A 16,911-nucleotide genomic window follows, 5' to 3' on the forward strand; every position below is an offset into this window, starting at 1 on the left:
GTCAGGCGCCGCGCAGACGCTCGCCGAGGTAGGCCTGCAGCCCCTCCAGCGGGATGCGCTCCTGCGCCATGCTGTCGCGATCGCGCACGGTGACGGCGTCGTCCTCGAGGGAGTCGAAGTCGACCGTGACGCAGAACGGCGTGCCGATCTCGTCCTGGCGGCGGTAGCGGCGGCCGATCGCGCCGGCGTCGTCGAAGTCGACGGTCCACTGCCCGCGGAGCCGGTCGGCGACCGACCGGGCGAGCGGCGAGAGCTTCTCGTTGCGCGACAGCGGCAGCACCGCGACCTTCACCGGGGCCAGACGCGGGTCGAGCTTGAGCACCGTGCGGGTGTCGGTGCCGCCCTTGGCGTTCGGCACCTCCTCCTCGCGGTATGCGTCCACGAGGAACGCCATCATCGAGCGGGTGAGACCGAAGGACGGCTCGATCACGTACGGGGTGTACCGCTCGCCGGATGCCTGGTCGAAGTAGGTCAGGCTCTGGCCGGACGCCTCGCTGTGGCTGGACAGGTCGAAGTCGGTGCGGTTCGCGATGCCCATCAGCTCGCCCCACTCCTTGCCGGGGAAGCCGAAGCGGTACTCGACGTCGATGGTGCCCGCCGAGTAGTGGGCGCGCTCGTCCTCGGGGACGTCGAAGCGGCGCATGTTGTCGGGGTCGATGCCGAGGTCGACGAACCAGTTCCAGCACTCCTCGACCCAGTGCTCGAACCACTGCGGCGCCTCCGCCGGCGGGGTGAAGTACTCGATCTCCATCTGCTCGAACTCGCGGGTGCGGAAGATGAAGTTGCCGGGGGTGATCTCGTTGCGGAACGCCTTGCCGACCTGGCCGATGCCGAACGGCGGCTTCTTGCGGCTGGCGGTGAGCACGTTCGTGAAGTTCACGAAGATGCCCTGCGCGGTCTCGGGCCGCATGTAGTGCAGACCGGACTCGTCGTCGACGACGCCGAGGTAGGTCTTGACCAGACCCGAGAACGCCTTCGGCTCGGTCCACTGTCCCTTGGTGCCGCAGTTCGGGCACGGCACGTCGGCCAGCCCGTTCTCCGCCTTGCGGTTCTTGCGGGACTCGAAGTCGTCGAGCAGGTTGTCGGCGCGGAAGCGCTTGTGGCAGCTGAGGCACTCCACCAGCGGGTCGGTGAAGGTGGCGACGTGGCCGGATGCCTCCCACACGCGCTTGGGCAGGATGATGCTCGAGTCGAGACCCACCATGTCGCCGCGCCCGCGGACGAACGTCTGCCACCACTGCCGGCGGATGTTCTCCTTCAGCTCGGTGCCGAGGGGGCCGTAGTCCCAGGCCGAGCGGGAACCGCCGTAGATCTCACCCGCTTGGAACACGAACCCGCGGTGGCGGGCGAGGCTGATGACCTTGTCAAGACGGGACTGTTCGGCCACGGTGGCTCCAATGGTCGGATGCTGCGGGGAGACGCCCGTGATGACGGACATCCCCATCCTATCCGCGCCCGGAGCCGGTCGCCGGTGGCAGGCTGGGGGGCATGGAACAGCGTGTGAGCTTCATCACCCTGGCGGTGGCCGATGTCGCCCGCAGCCGGGCGTTCTACGTCGACGGCCTCGGCTGGCAGCCGATCTTCGAGGCAGACGACGTGCTGATGCTGCCGGTCGCGGACCGCATGATCCTGTCACTGTGGAGCGTCGACGGGTTCGCGGCCGAGATCGGCGAAGCACCGGCATCCGGCCTCGCCCCGGTCACCCTCGCGCACAACCTCGCCACCGACGCCGAGGTGGACGCGGTGCTCGCCGAGGCCGAGGCGCTCGGCGCCCGCGTCTGGCCGGCCGAGCGGCGCCAGTGGGGCGGATACTCCGGCTACTTCGCCGATCCCGACGGCTTCCGCTGGGAGATCGCGGTCAACCCGGGCGAGACGGGGGCGTTCGTGCTCCCCCCGGCGGGCTGAGCGTCACTCGGTGAACAGGTACCCGCGGTTCACGTCGAAGCCGGCGATGCGCAGGCCGCGGCCGAGCAGCTCCTCCATCTCGCCGCGCAGGCGCAGACGCCACTCGTGCGCGGCATCCGGATCGGAGACGCGCATGGCTTCGATGTCCGACGGGATCTGCAGGGTCTCCGCCACGGCGTCGTCCGCCGGCGGCTTGGCGAGCTCCGCGAGAGCCCATTCGACGTCCAGGCGGTCGCTCTCGTCGCCGGCGTCCCCGCCGCCGAAGATGCCGTACCGGTTGACCGAGTAACCGGTGACGTGCGCGCGCAGCACGGTCAGGAAGAAGTGCGCGTTGCGTGCGACGAGCGGGTCGAAGGTCCAGGTGATGCGGCCGACGTCGCGGGAGAACGCCCACTGACGCTGGTGCTCCTTGAGCTCGCGCCCCCAGCCGCGGCCGCGGTACTCCGGCAGCAGCGCCGTGATGTGCGAGTGCATCGCGCGCCGGGCGGGCTCGCCGAAGAACGCGATGGAGGCGCCGACCATCTTCTCCGTGCCGTCCTCGTCGTCGAACAGGCCGACGACATAGTTGCCCGACTGCTGCAGCGCCCGCAGGGTGCCCGCGTCGATGACGCGCTCGGGCCCGCGGATGGAATCCAGCAGGGCCTGGGCGTCCAGGATCAGTTCAACGGTGTCGAGATCGCGGATGGTTCGCACGTACCCAGTCTGCCCGTCCAGGGCCGTGTGCGGAAACGCGGCGCCGCAGGTGGGTCATCGGGCGCCCCGGCGCGGGTTCAGAACGCGTACTCCATGAGGTCGACGCCGAGCACGCGGAACGCGTCGTGCGCGCGCAGCCGGTGGCTGATCGAGAGGTCGTCGAAGCAGACCGTGAGTGCGTAGGACACGCCGGCGCGGGGCCCGGCGAGCACGCCGGCCTCGGCCCGCACGCCGCGGTCGCGCCCGGTCTTGTCGATGAAGAGCAGCCCGTGCGCGTCGTGGTCGTGCGCGAACGGGTCGAGACCGGCGGATGCCCCGACGAGGCTGAGGTCCTGGTTCAGACTGAGCCACTCCGCCACCTGGGCGCTGACCGTCGCGTCGACGGCCTTCCCGTTCACCAGCGACGAGAACAGTGCCGCGAACTCACGGGTGGTCCCGACGGCGACGTGCGGGGCGTCGTCCGGCCCGCGGTGGTCGCGGAAGCGGTCGAGTACGGCGCTGCGCGGCATCCCGAGCGCGACCATGCGCGCCCGGACGCGCTCGTTCCCGACCAGGTCGAGCAGGGCGTTCGCGGCGTTCGGGTCTCCGGCGGCGGCCGCGAGCACGGCGAGGTCGACGATCGGGAGCGCCGGTGCGCGCAGGTGGCGCCACAGCCCGGAGCCGGTCACCAGCCCGGCATCCGGACGATTCACGAGACGCAGCGGGTCGAGCTCGCCCGCCTCGAGCGCCGCCGCCACCTCGACGAGCACCGGCACGAGGCACAGGCCCGCGACAGGGAGGGGGACGTGGTCGTCGCCGGTGAGCACGGGCTGCCCGGTGTCGAGGTCAGCGACGTGCACGGCGACCTGCGCGCCGGATGCGGCCAGCTCCTCCAGGGCGCGCATGGTGGAGCCGAACGAGCGGCGTCCGGGCGCGGCACGACGCGGCACGCGCCGGGCACCGCGCTGCGAACGGCGCAGCGTCGCCGGCGGCGGCCCGTCGACGGGGCCAGGGGAAGTGCCCACGCGGAGTCCTTTAGCGTTGCGGGGCCGTCGCGTCTCGGTCACGGTGCGCGACCTCGTCCGACGGCCGGGGAGGGGAGGCGGCGGGCGTCCGGACGGTTCACGGCGTGCATCCGACGCGGACACCCCGGCTATCGTAACCCCGTCCGCCTCCCCCTCGACCGGGAGCGGAGGCTTCCGTCACCAGATCGTCACACGCTGCTCCGCGGGCAGGTGCAGCGCATCGCCCTCGGTCACGCCGAACGCGTCGTAGAACGCGTCGATGTTGCGCACGATCTGGTTGCACCGGAACTCGTTCGGCGAGTGCGGGTCGATGGTGAGCAGCCGAATCGTCTCGGCGTCGCGGCTCTTCTGCTGCCACACCTGCGCCCAGCTCAGCAGCAGCCGCTGAATGCCCGTGTACCCGTCGATCACGGGCGCCTCGGCGCCGCCGAGCGACAGCTCGTACGCCTTGATCGCGATGCCCAGGCCGCCGAGGTCGCCGATGTTCTCACCGATGGTGAGCGCCCCGTTGACGTGGTGCTCCTCGGACAGACCGGCGGGCACGAGCGCGTCGTACTGCGCGATGAGCACCTTGGTGCGCTCCTCGAACGCGGCGCGGTCCTCATCGGTCCACCAGTCCTGCAGCCGGCCGTCGCCGTCGTAGCGGCTGCCCTGGTCGTCGAAGCCGTGCCCGATCTCGTGGCCGATCACCGCGCCGATGCCGCCGTAGTTCGCGGCCGCGTCGCGGTTCGGGTCGAAGAACGGGTACTGCAGGATCGCCGCGGGGAACACGATCTCGTTCATCAGCGGGTTGTAGTAGGCGTTCACCATCTGCGGCGGCATGAACCACTCGTCGCGATCGATCGGCTTGCCGACCTTCGCGATCTGCCGGTCGTGCTCGAACGCGTTGGCGCGGCGCACGTTGCCGACGAGATCGGATGCCGAGATCTCGACGCCCTCGTAATCCTTCCACTTCTCGGGGTGCCCGATCTTCGGCCGGAAGGTGGCCAGCTTGTCGAGCGCCTTCCGCCGGGTCTCCGGGCCCATCCACTCCAGCGTCTCGATGCTCTGCCGGTAGGCCTCGATGAGGTTCGCCACCAGCGCATCCATCGCCGCCTTCGCGGCGGGCGGGAAGTGCCGCTCGACGTAGATCCGTCCGACCGCGTCGCCGAGGGCGCCCTCGACGAGGGTGACGCCGCGCTTCCAGCGCTCGCGGATGGTGGGCGTGCCGGTGAGCTCGGTGCCGTAGAAGGAGAAGTTCTCGTCGACGATGTCGTCGGGGAGGTAGGCGGCCAGGCCGTGCACGACCTTGGCGCGCAGCCACGCCTTCCAGTCCTCCAGGCGCTCCTCGGTGAGCAGGGCGCCCAGGCCCTCGATGAAACTGGGCTGGTAGACGACGACCTCGGCGAAGGCGTCGACGGGCTCAGCGCCCGCGGCCGGGGCCACGGCGTCCCGCCACGGCGTCAGGTCGACGCCGACGAGCTGCTGCAGCTCGTCCCAGGTCTTCAGGTTGTAGGTCTTGACCGCGTCGCGGCTGGCGACGTTGTCCCAGTGGTGCCCGGCGACCTCGTGCTCGAGGCCGAAGGCGCGGTCGGCGGTGCCGGCGGCATCCGCGATACCGGCGAGCGTGAGGATCCGCTCGAGGTGGGCGCGGTACGCGGCGCGGGTGCCTTCGAAGTTCTCCAGCCGGTAGTAGCTCTCGTCCGGCAGGGACAGCCCGCCCTGCACGACGAACGGCACGTACCGGTCGGGGTTGCCGGGGTCGGGTTCGACGAACACGCCGAGCAGCGAGGCGATGCCGTCGCGGTCGAAGCCGCCGACGGCGGCGAGGAAGGACGGGATGCCGTCGATCGCGTCGACCTTGTCGAGCTGCTCGCGCAGCGGGGCGAGGCCGAGCTCGGCGATGCGCTCGGTGTCCATGAAGCTCGCGAACAGGTCGCCCACCTTGCGGGCGAGGGTGCCGGGCGCGGCATCCTGCGACTCGACGATGATGTCGCGGACGTCCTTCTCGGCCTGTTCGTGCAGGAGGTGGAAGGAGCCCCAGCGCGCCTTGTCCTCGGGGATCTCGGTGCGCTCGAGCCACGCGCCGTTGACGTGGCGATAGAGGTCGTCCTGGGGACGGATGTCGGGGCTGAACTCGTCGATGGCGAGGCCGGAGGGCAGAACACCGGTGGGGAGCACGTCAGTCATGCGCCCAGCCTATGCGCCGCCTCCCCCACGGCGGCGGCGACGGAACAGCCCGCGTGGTGCCGGCGGCTGCGCGACGGATGCGGCGGCGGCATCCGCCCGGCGCTGACGCCACGCGCAGCAGCAGGGCGGGCGGGCCGAGGCCGGTGAGGTTCTCGGACTCGCAATAGGCTCGAACGGTGCCCGCCCCGACGCTGAACCGTGAGATCCTGCGCCTCGCCGTGCCGGCGTTCGGCGCCCTCGTCGCCGAGCCGGCGTTCCTCATCGTCGACGCGGCGCTCGTCGGGCACCTCGGCACGATCCCGCTGGCCGGCCTGGGCATCGCGAGCGCGGTGCTGCAGACGATCGTCGGGCTGATGATCTTCCTCGCCTACTCGACGACCCCCGCGGTCGCGCGCCGGTTCGGCGCCGGCGACCATGCGGATGCCGTCTCGATCGGCATCGACGGGATGTGGCTCGCCCTGGGGCTCGGCGCCCTGCTCGCCGCCTCCGGCGCGATCGCCACGCCGTGGATGGTCTCGCTGTTCGGTGCGACGGATGCCGTGTCCGCCGAGGCGCAGACCTACCTCGTGATCTCGATGTGGGGCCTTCCCGCCATGCTCATCGTGTTCGCCGCCACCGGGCTGCTGCGCGGGATGCAGGACACCATGACGCCGCTGTGGATCGCGGGCCTCGGGTTCGGGGCGAACGCGCTGCTGAACGCGCTGTTCATCTATGGGTTCGGCTGGGGCATCGCCGGTTCCGCGTTCGGGACGGTCACCGCGCAGTGGGGCATGGTGGCCGCCTACGTCGTGGTGGTCCGGCGGCTCGCACTGCGGCACGGCGCCTCGATGAAGGCGCAGCGCGAGGGCATCCGCGGATCGGCCCGCTCCGGCGGGTGGCTGTTCCTGCGCACGGTGAGCCTGCGCGTCGCCCTGCTCGCCACGGTCGGCGTCGCCACCGGGATCGGCACGGAGGAGCTCGCCGGCTGGCAGATCGTGTTCACGATCTTCTCGACCGCCGCGTTCGCGCTCGACGCGCTCGCGATCGCGGCGCAGGCGCTGATCGGCAAGGGCCTCGGCGCCGGAGACGACGAGCAGGTGCGCCGGGTGCTGCGCCGCACCGTCGCGTGGGGCGCCTGGTTCGGCGTGATCGTCGGAGGACTCATCGCGGCCCTGTCCGGTGTGCTCGGCGTCGTCTTCACCGGGGATGCCGGCGTCGCCGCCCTCGTGCAGCCGGCGTTCCTCGTCCTCGCCATCGCGCAGCCGATCGCCGGCATCGTCTTCGTGCTGGACGGCGTACTGATGGGCGCGAACGACGCGCGCTATCTCGCGGTCGCAGGCGTGATCAACCTGGTCCCGCTGCTGCCGGCGCTGTGGATCATCTCGGCGACGGGCGTGGACGGCGCCGCGGGACTGATCTGGCTCGCCGTGTCGTTCTTCGGGCTCTACCTCCTCGCCCGGCTCGGCACGCTCGGCTGGCGCGTGCGCACCGACCGGTGGATGCGGATCGGGGCCTGATCCTGCACAGCCCCGGCGTCAGCGCGACCTCTCCCCAGCGGCCGGTGTCCGGGGTTCACCCGCACGGGCGACCCTGGCATTGTCGAAGGACCCGGACGACAATGGAGGAATGCTGAGCATGACAGAACCCCAGGTGTGGACGCTGATCGGCGTCTTCGCGGCCGGGCTGTTCGGCATGCTCACCCTGATGTCGACGATGTTCGTCCGGATCATCCGGGCGGAGATGAGCGGTCTCGCAGCGGAGATCAAGGCGATCCATCACCGTCTCGACCGCATCGACGCCGATGTCAACGCGCTGATGCGTCACGCATTCGGCGTCGACCGCGGCTGACCGGGTCAGGCCACGGCCGCAGCATCCGTTCTGGCATAGGGCGATGTGACCGCGCCCTGCTTCTCAGGCGTACCGCCGGCACCACTCGTACATGACGACGGCCGCCGCCGCGCTCGCGTTGATCGAACGGGTGGAGCCGTACTGCGTGATCTCGACATGGGCGGATGCCGCCGCGAGCGCCTCCGGCGACAGGCCGGGGCCCTCCTGCCCGAACAGCAGCACGCAGCGCTCCGGCAGGTCCACACGCTCGACCGGCACCGCCTCTCCCACGTTGTCCACCGCGACGATCGGGATGCCCTCGTCCCGCGCCCAGGCCGCGAAGGATGCCACGTCCTCGTGGTGCACGACGTGCTGGTAGCGGTCGGTCACCATCGCGCCGCGCCGGTTCCAGCGCCGGCGGCCGATGATGTGCACGGTGTCGGCGAGGAAGGCGTTCGCGCTGCGCACGATCGACCCGATGTTCATGTCGTGCTGCCAGTTCTCGATGGCGACGTGGAACGGATGCCGCCGGCTGTCGAGATCCGCGACGATGGCCTCCATCCGCCAATAGCGGTAGCGGTCGATCACGTTCCGGGTGTCGCCGTGCGCGAGCAGCTCCGGGTCGTATCGGTCGCCCTCCGGCCACGGCCCCTGCCACGGGCCGAGCCCGTGTGTGGAGCGCTCGGGGGTCTGCTCAGCCATCCCGACCAGCGTAGCCCGCCCCGCCGCCCACCCCGCCGGCATGCCGGGCGCGCCCGCACGGGCACCTTTCGGGGCACCGAAAAATCCGCCTACAATTTCGGTATGCCGAAAACTCTCCGCCGCGCCGGCGTCGCCCTCCTCCTCGCCGCGTCCCTCACCGGGCCGCTGGCGTCGTGCGCGCCCGCGTCGGGCGACGGCGCCCCGGCCGGGGAGGACGCCGACCGCCCGGTCGTGCTCACCACGTTCACCGTCCTCGCCGACATCGCCGCCAACGTCGCGGGCGATCACCTCGCCGTGGAGTCGATCACGAAGCCGGGCGCCGAGATCCACGGCTACGAGCCCACCCCGAGGGACATCGCGAAGGCATCCGAGGCCGACCTCATCCTCGACAACGGGCTCAACCTCGAGGCGTGGTTCGCGCAGTTCGTGGAGTCGGTCGACGTGCCGCACGTCGTCGTCTCCGAGGGCGTCGAGCCGATCGACATCTCCGAGGACGCGTACGCCGGCAAGCCCAACCCGCACGCGTGGATGAGCCCGCTGAACGTGCAGATCTATGTCGACAACATGGTCGAGGCCTTCAGCGATCTCGATCCGGCGCACGCCGACCACTTCGCCCGCAACGGCGAGGGCTACAAGGCCGAGCTTCAGGCCGTGCAGGACGAGCTGGTGGCGGAGCTGGCCGCCCTGCCCGAGCATCAGCGCGCGCTGGTCACCTGCGAGGGCGCCTTCTCGTACCTGGCCCGCGACGCCGGCCTCACCGAGGCGTACATCTGGCCGGTGAACGCAGAGCAGCAGGCCACCCCGCAGCAGATCACCCGGGCGATCGCGTTCGTCACCGAGAACGACGTGCCGGCGGTGTTCTGCGAGTCGACCGTCTCCGACAAGCCGATGCGCCAGGTGGTGGAGGCGACCGGGGCCTCGTTCGGGGGCATCCTGTACGTCGACTCGCTGTCCGAGGCGGACGGGCCGGTGCCCACCTACCTCGACCTGATCCGGCACGACGCGGAGACCATCGTCGCCGCCCTCACCGGGGGCGGATCATGAGCGGCCCGCACCCGGCGATCGAGGTCGACGGCGTCGGCGTCCGCTACGGCGAGGTCGTCGCGCTCGAGGACGTGTCGCTGCGCGTCCCGTTCGGCAGCGTGACGGCGCTGGTCGGCATGAACGGCTCCGGGAAGTCGACGCTATTCAAGGCGCTCACCGGCATGGTGCGGCCCGCGCACGGCCGGGTGCGGCTGGACGGCATGACCCCGGCGGAGGCGCGGCGGCGACGACTGATCGGGTACGTGCCGCAGAGCGAGGCGGTCGACTGGGCCTTCCCGGTCTCGGTGCGCGACGTCGTGATGATGGGGCGCTACGGCCACCTCGGTCCCACCCGCCGGCCGCGCCGTGAGGACCGCGAGATCGTCGACCGCGCGCTGGAGCGCGTGGAGCTCGCCGACCTCGCCGAGCGGCAGATCGGCCGGCTCTCCGGCGGGCAGCGCAAGCGGGTGTTCGTCGCCCGCGGCATCGCGCAGGACGCCCGCATCCTGCTGCTCGACGAGCCGTTCGCCGGGGTGGACAAGAAGTCCGAGGCGATGATCGTCCGGCTGCTCCGCGAGGCGGCGGCCGAGGGGCGCACCGTGCTCGTCTCCAGTCACGATCTGCACGCCCTCCCCGGGCTTGCGGATGCCGCGGTGCTACTGCTCCGGCGGGTGCTGTTCCACGGGCCGGTGGCCGAGGCGCTGCACCCCGAGCAGCTCACCCGCGCGTTCGGGCTGGACATCCTCGGGAAGGAGGGGTCATGAGCGCGATCGATCTGCTCCTGGAGCCGCTGCAGTACGAGTTCATGGTGCGCGCGCTGGTGACCACCGTGATCGCCGCCGTGGTGTGCGCCGTGCTGTCGTGCTGGCTGGTGCTGATCGGCTGGTCGCTGATGGGGGATGCCGTGTCGCACGCCGTGCTGCCCGGGGTGGTGCTGGCGTACGTCGTGGGCGCGCCGTTCGCGCTCGGCGCGCTCGTGTTCGGCTTCCTCGCGGTCGCCCTGATCGGCCTCATCCGGGGCACCAGCCGGGTGAAGGAGGACGCCGCGATCGGCATCGTGTTCACGACGCTGTTCGCGCTGGGCCTGGTGCTCATCTCGGTGACGCCCAGCCAGACCGACCTGAACCACATCATCTTCGGCAACATCCTCGGCATCTCCACGGCCGATCTGGTGCAGATCGCGATCCTCGCCACCGTGGCCTTCGTGGTGCTCATCGCCAAGCGGCGCGACCTCACGCTCTACGCCTTCGACCCGGCGCACGCGTTCGCGATCGGCCTGTCGCCGCGGATGCTCGGCGCGCTCCTGCTCGGCCTGCTCGCCCTGACCGCCGTCGTCGCGCTGCAGGTGGCCGGGGTGATCCTGGTCGTGGCGATGCTGATCATCCCTGGCGCGACCGCCTACCTGCTCACCGACCGCTTCGGCGCGATGCTCGTCCTCGCCCCGGTGATCGCCGCCGCGTCGTCGGTGCTGGGCATCTACCTCAGCTACTGGCTCGACGCGGCATCCGGCGGACTGGTGGTTGTGGTGCAGGGCGCCGTCTTCGCGCTCGTGTATCTGTTCAGCCCCCGTCAGGGCGTGCTCGCCCGGGCGCTGAGCGGCCGGCGCCGGGCGACGGCCGCCGGGATGGCCCGCGGGTAGGCTCGAGAGGTGGCATCCCCCGCGGCCGACGACTACCTGAAGACGGTGTACTCGCACACCGAATGGCAGGACGCGCCGATCACCCCCTCACAGCTCGCGGCGCAGCTGGGCATCGCCCCGTCCAGCGTCACCGAGATGGTGAAGAAGCTCGCCGCGGCGGGTCTCGTCTCGCATGTGCCGTACGGCGCGGTGCGGTTGACGGATGCCGGCGAGCGCCGAGCCCTGCAAATGCTGCGCCGGCACCGCCTGATCGAGACGTGGCTGGTGCGCGAGTTCGGCTACGCCTGGGACGAGGTGCACGACGAGGCCGAGGTGCTCGAGCACACCATCAGCGACCGGCTGCTCGAGGGCATCGACGAGCGGCTGGGCCGGCCCCATTTCGACCCGCACGGCGACGCGATCCCCGACGCCTCGGGCCGGGTGCAGCGCGAGCCGTTCGTGCTGCTCCGCGACGCCGGTCCCGGCCACACCGGCCGGGTGCTGCGGGTGAGCGACCGCGACCCCGAGCTGCTGCGCGCCCTGGAGAACGCCGGGGTCGGCGTCGGCCGCGCGATCGTGGTGGCGGATGCCGGGATCCTGCTCGACGGCAGGCCGGTCGAGCTGCCGGCCGGTGCTGCCGAGGTGGTGTGGCTGAGCGCCTGACCGGCGTCGGGGCCCGCCGATAGGCTGGCCGCATGCGTGAACGTTCCGACATCGAATGCTGGCTCACCGACATGGACGGGGTGCTCGTGCATGAGAACGACGCCATCCCCGGGGCATCCGATCTGCTCGACGGCTGGGAGGCCGCCGGTATCCCGTATCTGGTGCTGACGAACAACTCGATCTTCACCGCCCGCGACCTCTCCGCGCGGCTGCGCGCGAGCGGGCTGCACGTGCCCGAGGAGCGGATCTGGACCTCGGCGCTCGCGACCGCGGACTTCCTCGCCCAGCAGCTGCCCGGCGGCTCGGCCTTCGTGATCGGCGAGGCCGGCATCCTCACCGCCCTGCACGAGGCCGGGTTCATCATGACCGAGACCCGGCCCGACTTCGTGGTGGTCGGCGAGACCCGCAACTACTCGTTCGAGGCGATCACGAAGGCCATCCGGCTCATCAACGACGGCGCCCGCTTCATCGTCACGAACCCCGACGCGACCGGTCCGAGCGCGGAGGGGCCGCTGCCGGCGACCGGGGCGATCGCGGCGCTGATCACGAAGGCGACCGGCAAGGAGCCGTACGTGGTCGGCAAGCCGAACCCGATGATGTTCCGCTCCGCGCTGAACAAGATCGGCGCGCACTCGAAGAAGACCGGCATGATCGGCGACCGCATGGACACCGACATCGTCGCGGGCATCGAGGCGGGCCTGCACACGGTGCTGGTGATGACCGGGATCAGCGACCGGGCCGAGATCGAGAAGTACCCGTTCCGTCCCGACGAGATCGTGCAGTCGGTCGCCGACCTGCTGCCGCGTACGACGGAGGGCTGAGATGGGCGCCCTCGACGACGGCGAGCGCGTGGTGGCACCGGATGCCGCGACCTGGCGGTCCTGGCTCGAGGCGAACCACGCCGTGTCGAAGGGCGCCTGGCTGGTGCGGCCGCGGGCCGGGAACGACGATCTGCACGTCGACTACGAGGACGCCATCCTGCAGGCGCTCTGCTTCGGCTGGATCGACGGCCCGGTGCGCACCTTCGACGAGCGCACCGCCGGGCTGTGGTTCGCCCCGCGCCGGCCGACCAGCGGCTGGGCGGCGACGAACAAGGCCCGGGTGGCGCGGCTCGAAGCGGAGGGGCTGCTCGCGCCCGCCGGCATCCGCGCGATCGAGGTCGCGAAGGCGAACGGGTCGTGGACCGTGCTCGACGGGCCCGAGGCCGGGATCGAGCCGGACGACTTCACCGCGGCGCTGGACGCCGTGCCCGCCGCCCGTGCGCACTGGGACGCGTTCCCGAAGTCGGTGAAGAAGCTCGGGCTCACGCACATCGCCACGGCGAAGCGCCCCGAGACCCGCGCCGCGCGGATCGCGAAGATCGTGGCGGATGCCGCAGAGGGGAGACGGCCGTGACCCAGAACGACCTGCTGTTCCTGGTGCTGATCGGCATCGGCCTGGTGTCGCTGACGATCTTCGCCGTGCAGCTGCTGAAGCGCCCCAAGCGCGACGACCGCGGCGAGTGGTACGAGGGGCCGTGGGAGGACGACGACCGCCGCTGAGCGGGCGCGCTTCGGACCACTCCGGTCGGTCAGCGCAGGGCGAGCGCGGCGGCGCCGATCAGGGGGCCCTCGTCGCCGAGGCCGGAGCGCACCACGCGCGCGCGCCGGGAGTAGTCGTGCACGGCGGATGCGGTCAGCGCCCGCTGCACGAGCTCGACGTAGTCGTCCGAGACGCGGGAGAATCCGCCGCCGACCGCGATCACGTCCAGGTCGACGAGGGTCGCCGCATCCGCCAGCGCCTCGCCGACGGCTTTGGCCGAGCGCTCGATCGCGGCGCGGGCGACGGCGACGCCCGCGGCGGCGTCCATGGCGAGGTCCTCGCCGGTGGCGCCCTGCCAGCCCTGGGTGCGCGCCCACGCGACGGATGCCGGGCCCGAGGCGATCTCCTCGAGCGTGAGCCCGCCCTCGCGGCGGACCTGGCCGAGGTGGCCGGCGTTGCCGGACGCACCGGGGGCGTAGGCGCCGCCGAGCACGAATCCGCCGCCGACCCCGGTGGAGACGACGATCGAGAGCGAGGCGCGGGCGCCGCGGGTCGCGCCGAGCCAGGACTCGGCGAGGGCGAGCGCGCCGCCGTCGTGGCCCAGCACGGCGGGCAGGTCGTGGCCGAGGACGGCGGATGCCGCGCGGCGCACCGCTGCGGCGAGGCCGTAGCCGCGGGCATCCGGCATGTTCACCGGGCTGATGGTGCCGGCCTCGCGGTCGACGGGGCCGGCGCTGCCGATGCCGGCGCCGGCGATCTCGGCATCCGCGGGGCGTGCGGCGAGCGCGTGCGCGACGGCCTCGGCGACGGCGGCGTCGAGGGATGCCGGTGTGGCGCTGCGGCCGGTGGGACGGCGGGTGCGGCTGCCCTCGACGAGGGTGCCGTCGTCGGCGACGAGGGCCGCCTCGAGCTTGGTGCCGCCGACGTCGACGGCGAGCGCGTACCGGGTCATCGCGGGTGCCGGGTCACTGCGGGTCGAGGCCGAGGTCGTCGAGGTCGAAGGCGGCGAGCCACTGCAGGCCCTCCGCCTCGACCGCCGCCTGGGCGCCGGTCTTGCGGTCGACGATGACGGCGACGGCGACGACCTCGGCGCCCTCGCGACGGAGCGCCTCGACCGCCTTCAGCGCGGACTGGCCGGTGGTCGAGGTGTCCTCGAGGACCACAACGCGCTTGCCGGCGACGTCCGCGCCCTCGACCTGGCGGCCGCGGCCGTGGTCCTTGGGCTCCTTGCGCACGACGAAGGCGTCGAGCGGGCGGCCCTCGCCACGGGCGGCGGCGTCGACGGATGCGTGCATGACGGCGTTCGCGATCGGGTCGGCGCCCAGGGTGAGCCCGCCGACGGCGGAGACGTCGAGGTCCTTGATGAGGTCGAGCATCACCCGGCCGATCGCGGGCGCGGCCCGGTGGTCGAGGGTCAGCTTGCGCATGTCGACGTAGTAGCTGGCCTTCTTGCCGCTGGAGAGCGTGAAGTCGCCGTGGAACACCGCCTCCCCCGTGATGAGGTCGAGCAGGGCCTGGCGGTCTGAGGCGAGGTCGGTCACGGCATCCAGTGTATTCGCGGCGGCTCCTGCGACATCCTCCCCTGCGGGTCGTTCACAACCCGCCCGGCCTCGCCTACCGTGGCAGGTGAGGAGGTTCCATGTTCTCGTACGACCCGTATGCCGCCCTTGCCGAGCTCCGTCCGGTTCCCTCGCTGGAGCTGACCAGTCCCGACTTCGACGCGGACGGCCCGCTGCCGCTGTTCGCGTGGGCGTCTGCGCGCGGGGGTGAGGACCGGCATCCGGCGCTGGAGTGGTCGGAGCCGCCGTCCGGCACCAGGAGCATCGCCGTCTCGTGCTTCGACCCGGATGCCCCGACCGGCTCGGGCTACTGGCACTGGGCCGCGTACAACCTGCCCGCCGATCTGCGCTCGCTTCCGGCCGGGGACGGCACGGCGAAGAGCCTGCCCTCCGGGGCATCCGTGCTGCCGAACGAGAAGCGGCTGGAGCGGTTCATCGGCGCCGCACCGCCGGAGGGCACCGGTGTGCACCGCTACTTCTTCGTGGTGGACGCGCTCGATGTGGACCGGCTCGACCTCGAGGCCGGGGCGACCCCTGCGGTGCTCGGCTTCAACCGGCACTTCCACACCCTCGCCCGCGGGGTGCTCGTCGGGACGGCCGACCCCGGCGAACGGTGAGCCCGGCGACGTCGGCACCCGCCCATAGGCTGGTTCCATGCGTCTGGCCACCTGGAACATCAACTCGATCCGCACGCGCGTGTCCCGCGCGGTCGACTTCGCCGTCCGCGAAGACATCGACGTGCTCGCGCTGCAGGAGATCAAGTGCCGGCCGGAGCAGTTCCCGTACGCGCCGTTCGAGGAGGCCGGGTACCACGTCGAGGCGCACGGGTTCAACCAGTGGAACGGCGTCGCGATCGCGAGCCGCCTGCCGATCACGGACGTGCGCACTTCGTTCGAGGGCCAGCCCGGCTTCGCGAAGGGGCATGAGGGTCCGGATGCCCCGATCGAGGCACGCGCACTGGGTGTGATGGTCGACGGCGTGCGGGTGTGGAGCCTGTACGTGCCCAACGGCCGGTCGCTCGGCGACCCGCACTACCACTACAAGCTGCACTGGCTCGAGGCGCTGCGCACCGCGACGGCCTCCGAGCTGTCCGCGAACCCCGACCTCCCGCTCGCCCTGGTCGGCGATTTCAACATCATCCCGTTCGACAAGGACAACGGCGATCCCGCGATCGTGCCCGGCTTCTCGACCCACGTCTCGCAGCCCGAGCGCGACGCCTTCTTCGCCCTGGAGTCGGCGGGCGTGACGGATGTCGTGCGCCCGCTCATCCCCGAGGGCTACACCTATTGGGACTACCAGCGGCTGAAGTTCCCGCGCAACGAGGGCATCCGCATCGACTTCATCCTCGGCTCGCGCACGTTCGCCGATGCCGTCACCGGCGCCACCATTCACCGCAACGAGCGCAAGGGCGAGCAGCCCAGCGACCACGTGCCGGTCGTGGTCGACCTCGACTTCGGCGGCGCGGCGGAAGACGACGACCTCCCGATGATCTTCGCGTGACGGCACCCGGCATCGGCCTCATCGCCACCGATCTCGACGGCACGCTCCTGGGCTCGGACGGGCAGGTGTCGCCGCGCACCCGGGCCGCGCTCGATGCGGCGCGGGATGCCGGCATCGTCACCGTGCCGGTCACCGCTCGTCAGCCGATCGGTCTGCGGCCGATCGCCGAGCAGGCGGGGTTCGACGAGTGGGCCTGGCCGACCACAAGCGCGACCCGGCGACGATGGGCGGCGTGCCACTGGCGGACGTGCTGGCCGCACCGAGCCTGAAGCTGGTGATCCGGCATCCGTCGCGTCCGATCGCCGAGGTCTTCGACGCGCTCCGCGCGCTCGGGCTGACCGGCTTCGAGGCGACGATGTCCGGGGCGCCGTTCGTCGAGGTGATGGCCCAGGGCGTCTCCAAGGCGACCGGGCTGGCGCAGGTCTGCGAGCATCTCGGTGAGCATCAGCTCGGTGCGCAGGATGGCCGCGTCCGGGGGCGTCATCCCATGCGTGCTCGGCGGCCGCGGCGAGATCCTCGACTGGGGCACCGAGAAGCGGCTCTTCACCAGGGCGCAACGGCTCGCCCATCCCGCCGCCGCACGTCGATCCCGCCGGCACGCCGCGGCTCGGCGGCAGAGCGAGGTTCGACTTCGCCACCGCGGCCTGACTGCTGTCGGCCCGAAACGGATCGCGCCCCCAGCGCCGCCGCGGACCGGCATCCGATGCCCTCGTGCACCCGCATCCGTCGCGCGGGGGATGCCGCGGCC

At 71.7% G+C, this 16,911-nt stretch carries 20 protein-coding genes; 13 read left to right on the top strand and 7 right to left on the bottom strand.

All coding sequences use genetic code 11. The annotated features are described in order from the left end of the window. Nucleotide 1: 1 nt before the first annotated feature. Nucleotides 2-1,387: a glycine--tRNA ligase gene (locus JSY13_RS11655; protein WP_259608208.1), complete on the bottom strand. Its 1,386-nt coding sequence runs from the start codon at nucleotides 1,385-1,387 to the stop codon at nucleotides 2-4. A gap of 101 nt (nucleotides 1,388-1,488) precedes the next feature. Between JSY13_RS11655 and JSY13_RS11660 the strand changes: the two genes are divergently transcribed. Further along, entirely contained in the window at nucleotides 1,489-1,905 is a 417-nt protein-coding gene (locus JSY13_RS11660; RefSeq protein WP_259606823.1) for a VOC family protein, read from the top strand. Nucleotides 1,906-1,908: 3 nt separating this feature from the next. Here JSY13_RS11660 and JSY13_RS11665 read toward each other — a convergent pair whose 3' ends face one another. From JSY13_RS11665 to JSY13_RS11675, 3 genes are all read right to left on the bottom strand, one after another. Beyond that, nucleotides 1,909-2,598: a GNAT family N-acetyltransferase gene (locus JSY13_RS11665; protein WP_259606824.1), complete on the bottom strand. Its 690-nt coding sequence runs from the start codon at nucleotides 2,596-2,598 to the stop codon at nucleotides 1,909-1,911. Nucleotides 2,599-2,675: 77 nt separating this feature from the next. Further along, nucleotides 2,676-3,602 carry a class A beta-lactamase-related serine hydrolase gene (locus JSY13_RS11670; protein ID WP_259606825.1) on the bottom strand — a complete coding sequence of 309 codons (927 nt, stop codon included), beginning with the start codon at nucleotides 3,600-3,602 and terminating at the stop codon, nucleotides 2,676-2,678. A gap of 177 nt (nucleotides 3,603-3,779) precedes the next feature. Next, nucleotides 3,780-5,771 (bottom strand): M13 family metallopeptidase, encoded by a 1,992-nt coding sequence (locus tag JSY13_RS11675; protein WP_259606826.1) that lies wholly within the window; start codon nucleotides 5,769-5,771, stop codon nucleotides 3,780-3,782. A gap of 176 nt (nucleotides 5,772-5,947) precedes the next feature. Here JSY13_RS11675 and JSY13_RS11680 point away from each other — a divergent pair, with 176 nt between their 5' ends. Beyond that, the gene (locus JSY13_RS11680) at nucleotides 5,948-7,267 is read left to right on the top strand and encodes an MATE family efflux transporter (RefSeq protein WP_259606827.1); all 1,320 of its coding nucleotides are present in this window, start codon (nucleotides 5,948-5,950) and stop codon (nucleotides 7,265-7,267) included. Nucleotides 7,268-7,385: 118 nt separating this feature from the next. Beyond that, complete coding sequence (locus tag JSY13_RS11685; protein WP_259606828.1) at nucleotides 7,386-7,598, top strand: hypothetical protein; 213 nt, start codon at nucleotides 7,386-7,388, stop codon at nucleotides 7,596-7,598. A gap of 63 nt (nucleotides 7,599-7,661) precedes the next feature. On the opposite strand, the gene JSY13_RS11690 is transcribed toward JSY13_RS11685, so the two are convergent. After that, a complete protein-coding gene (locus JSY13_RS11690; protein WP_259606829.1) occupies nucleotides 7,662-8,279 on the bottom strand; it encodes a TrmH family RNA methyltransferase in 618 nt (205 codons plus the stop codon). 102 nt (nucleotides 8,280-8,381) lie between these two features. Here JSY13_RS11690 and JSY13_RS11695 point away from each other — a divergent pair, with 102 nt between their 5' ends. Genes JSY13_RS11695 through JSY13_RS11725 form a run of 7 tightly spaced genes read left to right on the top strand, consistent with a single transcriptional unit; the run spans nucleotide 8,382 to nucleotide 13,124 of the window. Further along, on the top strand, nucleotides 8,382-9,323 hold the full coding sequence (locus JSY13_RS11695; protein WP_259606830.1) for a metal ABC transporter substrate-binding protein: 942 nt from the start codon (nucleotides 8,382-8,384) through the stop codon (nucleotides 9,321-9,323). Then, on the top strand, nucleotides 9,320-10,066 hold the full coding sequence (locus JSY13_RS11700) for a metal ABC transporter ATP-binding protein (protein WP_259606831.1): 747 nt from the start codon (nucleotides 9,320-9,322) through the stop codon (nucleotides 10,064-10,066). Before JSY13_RS11695 ends, JSY13_RS11700 begins: the two co-directional genes overlap by 4 nt. Continuing rightward, nucleotides 10,063-10,941: a metal ABC transporter permease gene (locus tag JSY13_RS11705; RefSeq protein WP_259606832.1), complete on the top strand. Its 879-nt coding sequence runs from the start codon at nucleotides 10,063-10,065 to the stop codon at nucleotides 10,939-10,941. The genes JSY13_RS11700 and JSY13_RS11705 overlap by 4 nt, the downstream gene beginning before the upstream one ends. A 9-nt stretch (nucleotides 10,942-10,950) precedes the next feature. Continuing rightward, nucleotides 10,951-11,583: a metal-dependent transcriptional regulator gene (locus JSY13_RS11710; protein ID WP_259606833.1), complete on the top strand. Its 633-nt coding sequence runs from the start codon at nucleotides 10,951-10,953 to the stop codon at nucleotides 11,581-11,583. Between the two features lie 32 nt (nucleotides 11,584-11,615). Continuing rightward, nucleotides 11,616-12,404, top strand: coding sequence for an HAD-IIA family hydrolase (locus tag JSY13_RS11715; protein WP_259606834.1), 789 nt, complete (start codon nucleotides 11,616-11,618; stop codon nucleotides 12,402-12,404). Nucleotide 12,405: 1 nt separating this feature from the next. Then, nucleotides 12,406-12,978 carry a YdeI/OmpD-associated family protein gene (locus JSY13_RS11720; protein ID WP_259606835.1) on the top strand — a complete coding sequence of 191 codons (573 nt, stop codon included), beginning with the start codon at nucleotides 12,406-12,408 and terminating at the stop codon, nucleotides 12,976-12,978. Continuing rightward, on the top strand, nucleotides 12,975-13,124 hold the full coding sequence (locus JSY13_RS11725; RefSeq protein WP_259606836.1) for a hypothetical protein: 150 nt from the start codon (nucleotides 12,975-12,977) through the stop codon (nucleotides 13,122-13,124). The genes JSY13_RS11720 and JSY13_RS11725 overlap by 4 nt, the downstream gene beginning before the upstream one ends. Before the next feature lie 29 nt (nucleotides 13,125-13,153). Here the strand turns inward: JSY13_RS11725 and JSY13_RS11730 are convergent, their stop codons facing one another. Then, on the bottom strand, nucleotides 13,154-14,056 hold the full coding sequence (locus tag JSY13_RS11730) for an ROK family protein (protein WP_259606837.1): 903 nt from the start codon (nucleotides 14,054-14,056) through the stop codon (nucleotides 13,154-13,156). Between the two features lie 13 nt (nucleotides 14,057-14,069). Further along, entirely contained in the window at nucleotides 14,070-14,645 is a 576-nt protein-coding gene (pyrE, locus tag JSY13_RS11735) for an orotate phosphoribosyltransferase (RefSeq protein ID WP_259606838.1), read from the bottom strand. 98 nt (nucleotides 14,646-14,743) lie between these two features. On the opposite strand from pyrE, the gene JSY13_RS11740 reads away from it, so the two are divergent. The 3 genes from JSY13_RS11740 to JSY13_RS11750 are packed head-to-tail and all read left to right on the top strand — an operon-like array spanning nucleotide 14,744 to nucleotide 16,432. After that, complete coding sequence (locus tag JSY13_RS11740) at nucleotides 14,744-15,280, top strand: YbhB/YbcL family Raf kinase inhibitor-like protein (RefSeq protein WP_259606839.1); 537 nt, start codon at nucleotides 14,744-14,746, stop codon at nucleotides 15,278-15,280. 37 nt (nucleotides 15,281-15,317) lie between these two features. After that, nucleotides 15,318-16,163 carry an exodeoxyribonuclease III gene (locus JSY13_RS11745; protein ID WP_259606840.1) on the top strand — a complete coding sequence of 282 codons (846 nt, stop codon included), beginning with the start codon at nucleotides 15,318-15,320 and terminating at the stop codon, nucleotides 16,161-16,163. Continuing rightward, the gene (locus tag JSY13_RS11750; protein ID WP_259606841.1) at nucleotides 16,160-16,432 is read left to right on the top strand and encodes an HAD family hydrolase; all 273 of its coding nucleotides are present in this window, start codon (nucleotides 16,160-16,162) and stop codon (nucleotides 16,430-16,432) included. The genes JSY13_RS11745 and JSY13_RS11750 overlap by 4 nt, the downstream gene beginning before the upstream one ends. Nucleotides 16,433-16,911 lie beyond the last annotated feature (479 nt).

Origin of the sequence: Microbacterium neungamense (assembly GCF_024971095.1) — a bacterium.
GTDB classification, from domain to species: Bacteria; Actinomycetota; Actinomycetes; order Actinomycetales; family Microbacteriaceae; genus Microbacterium; species Microbacterium neungamense.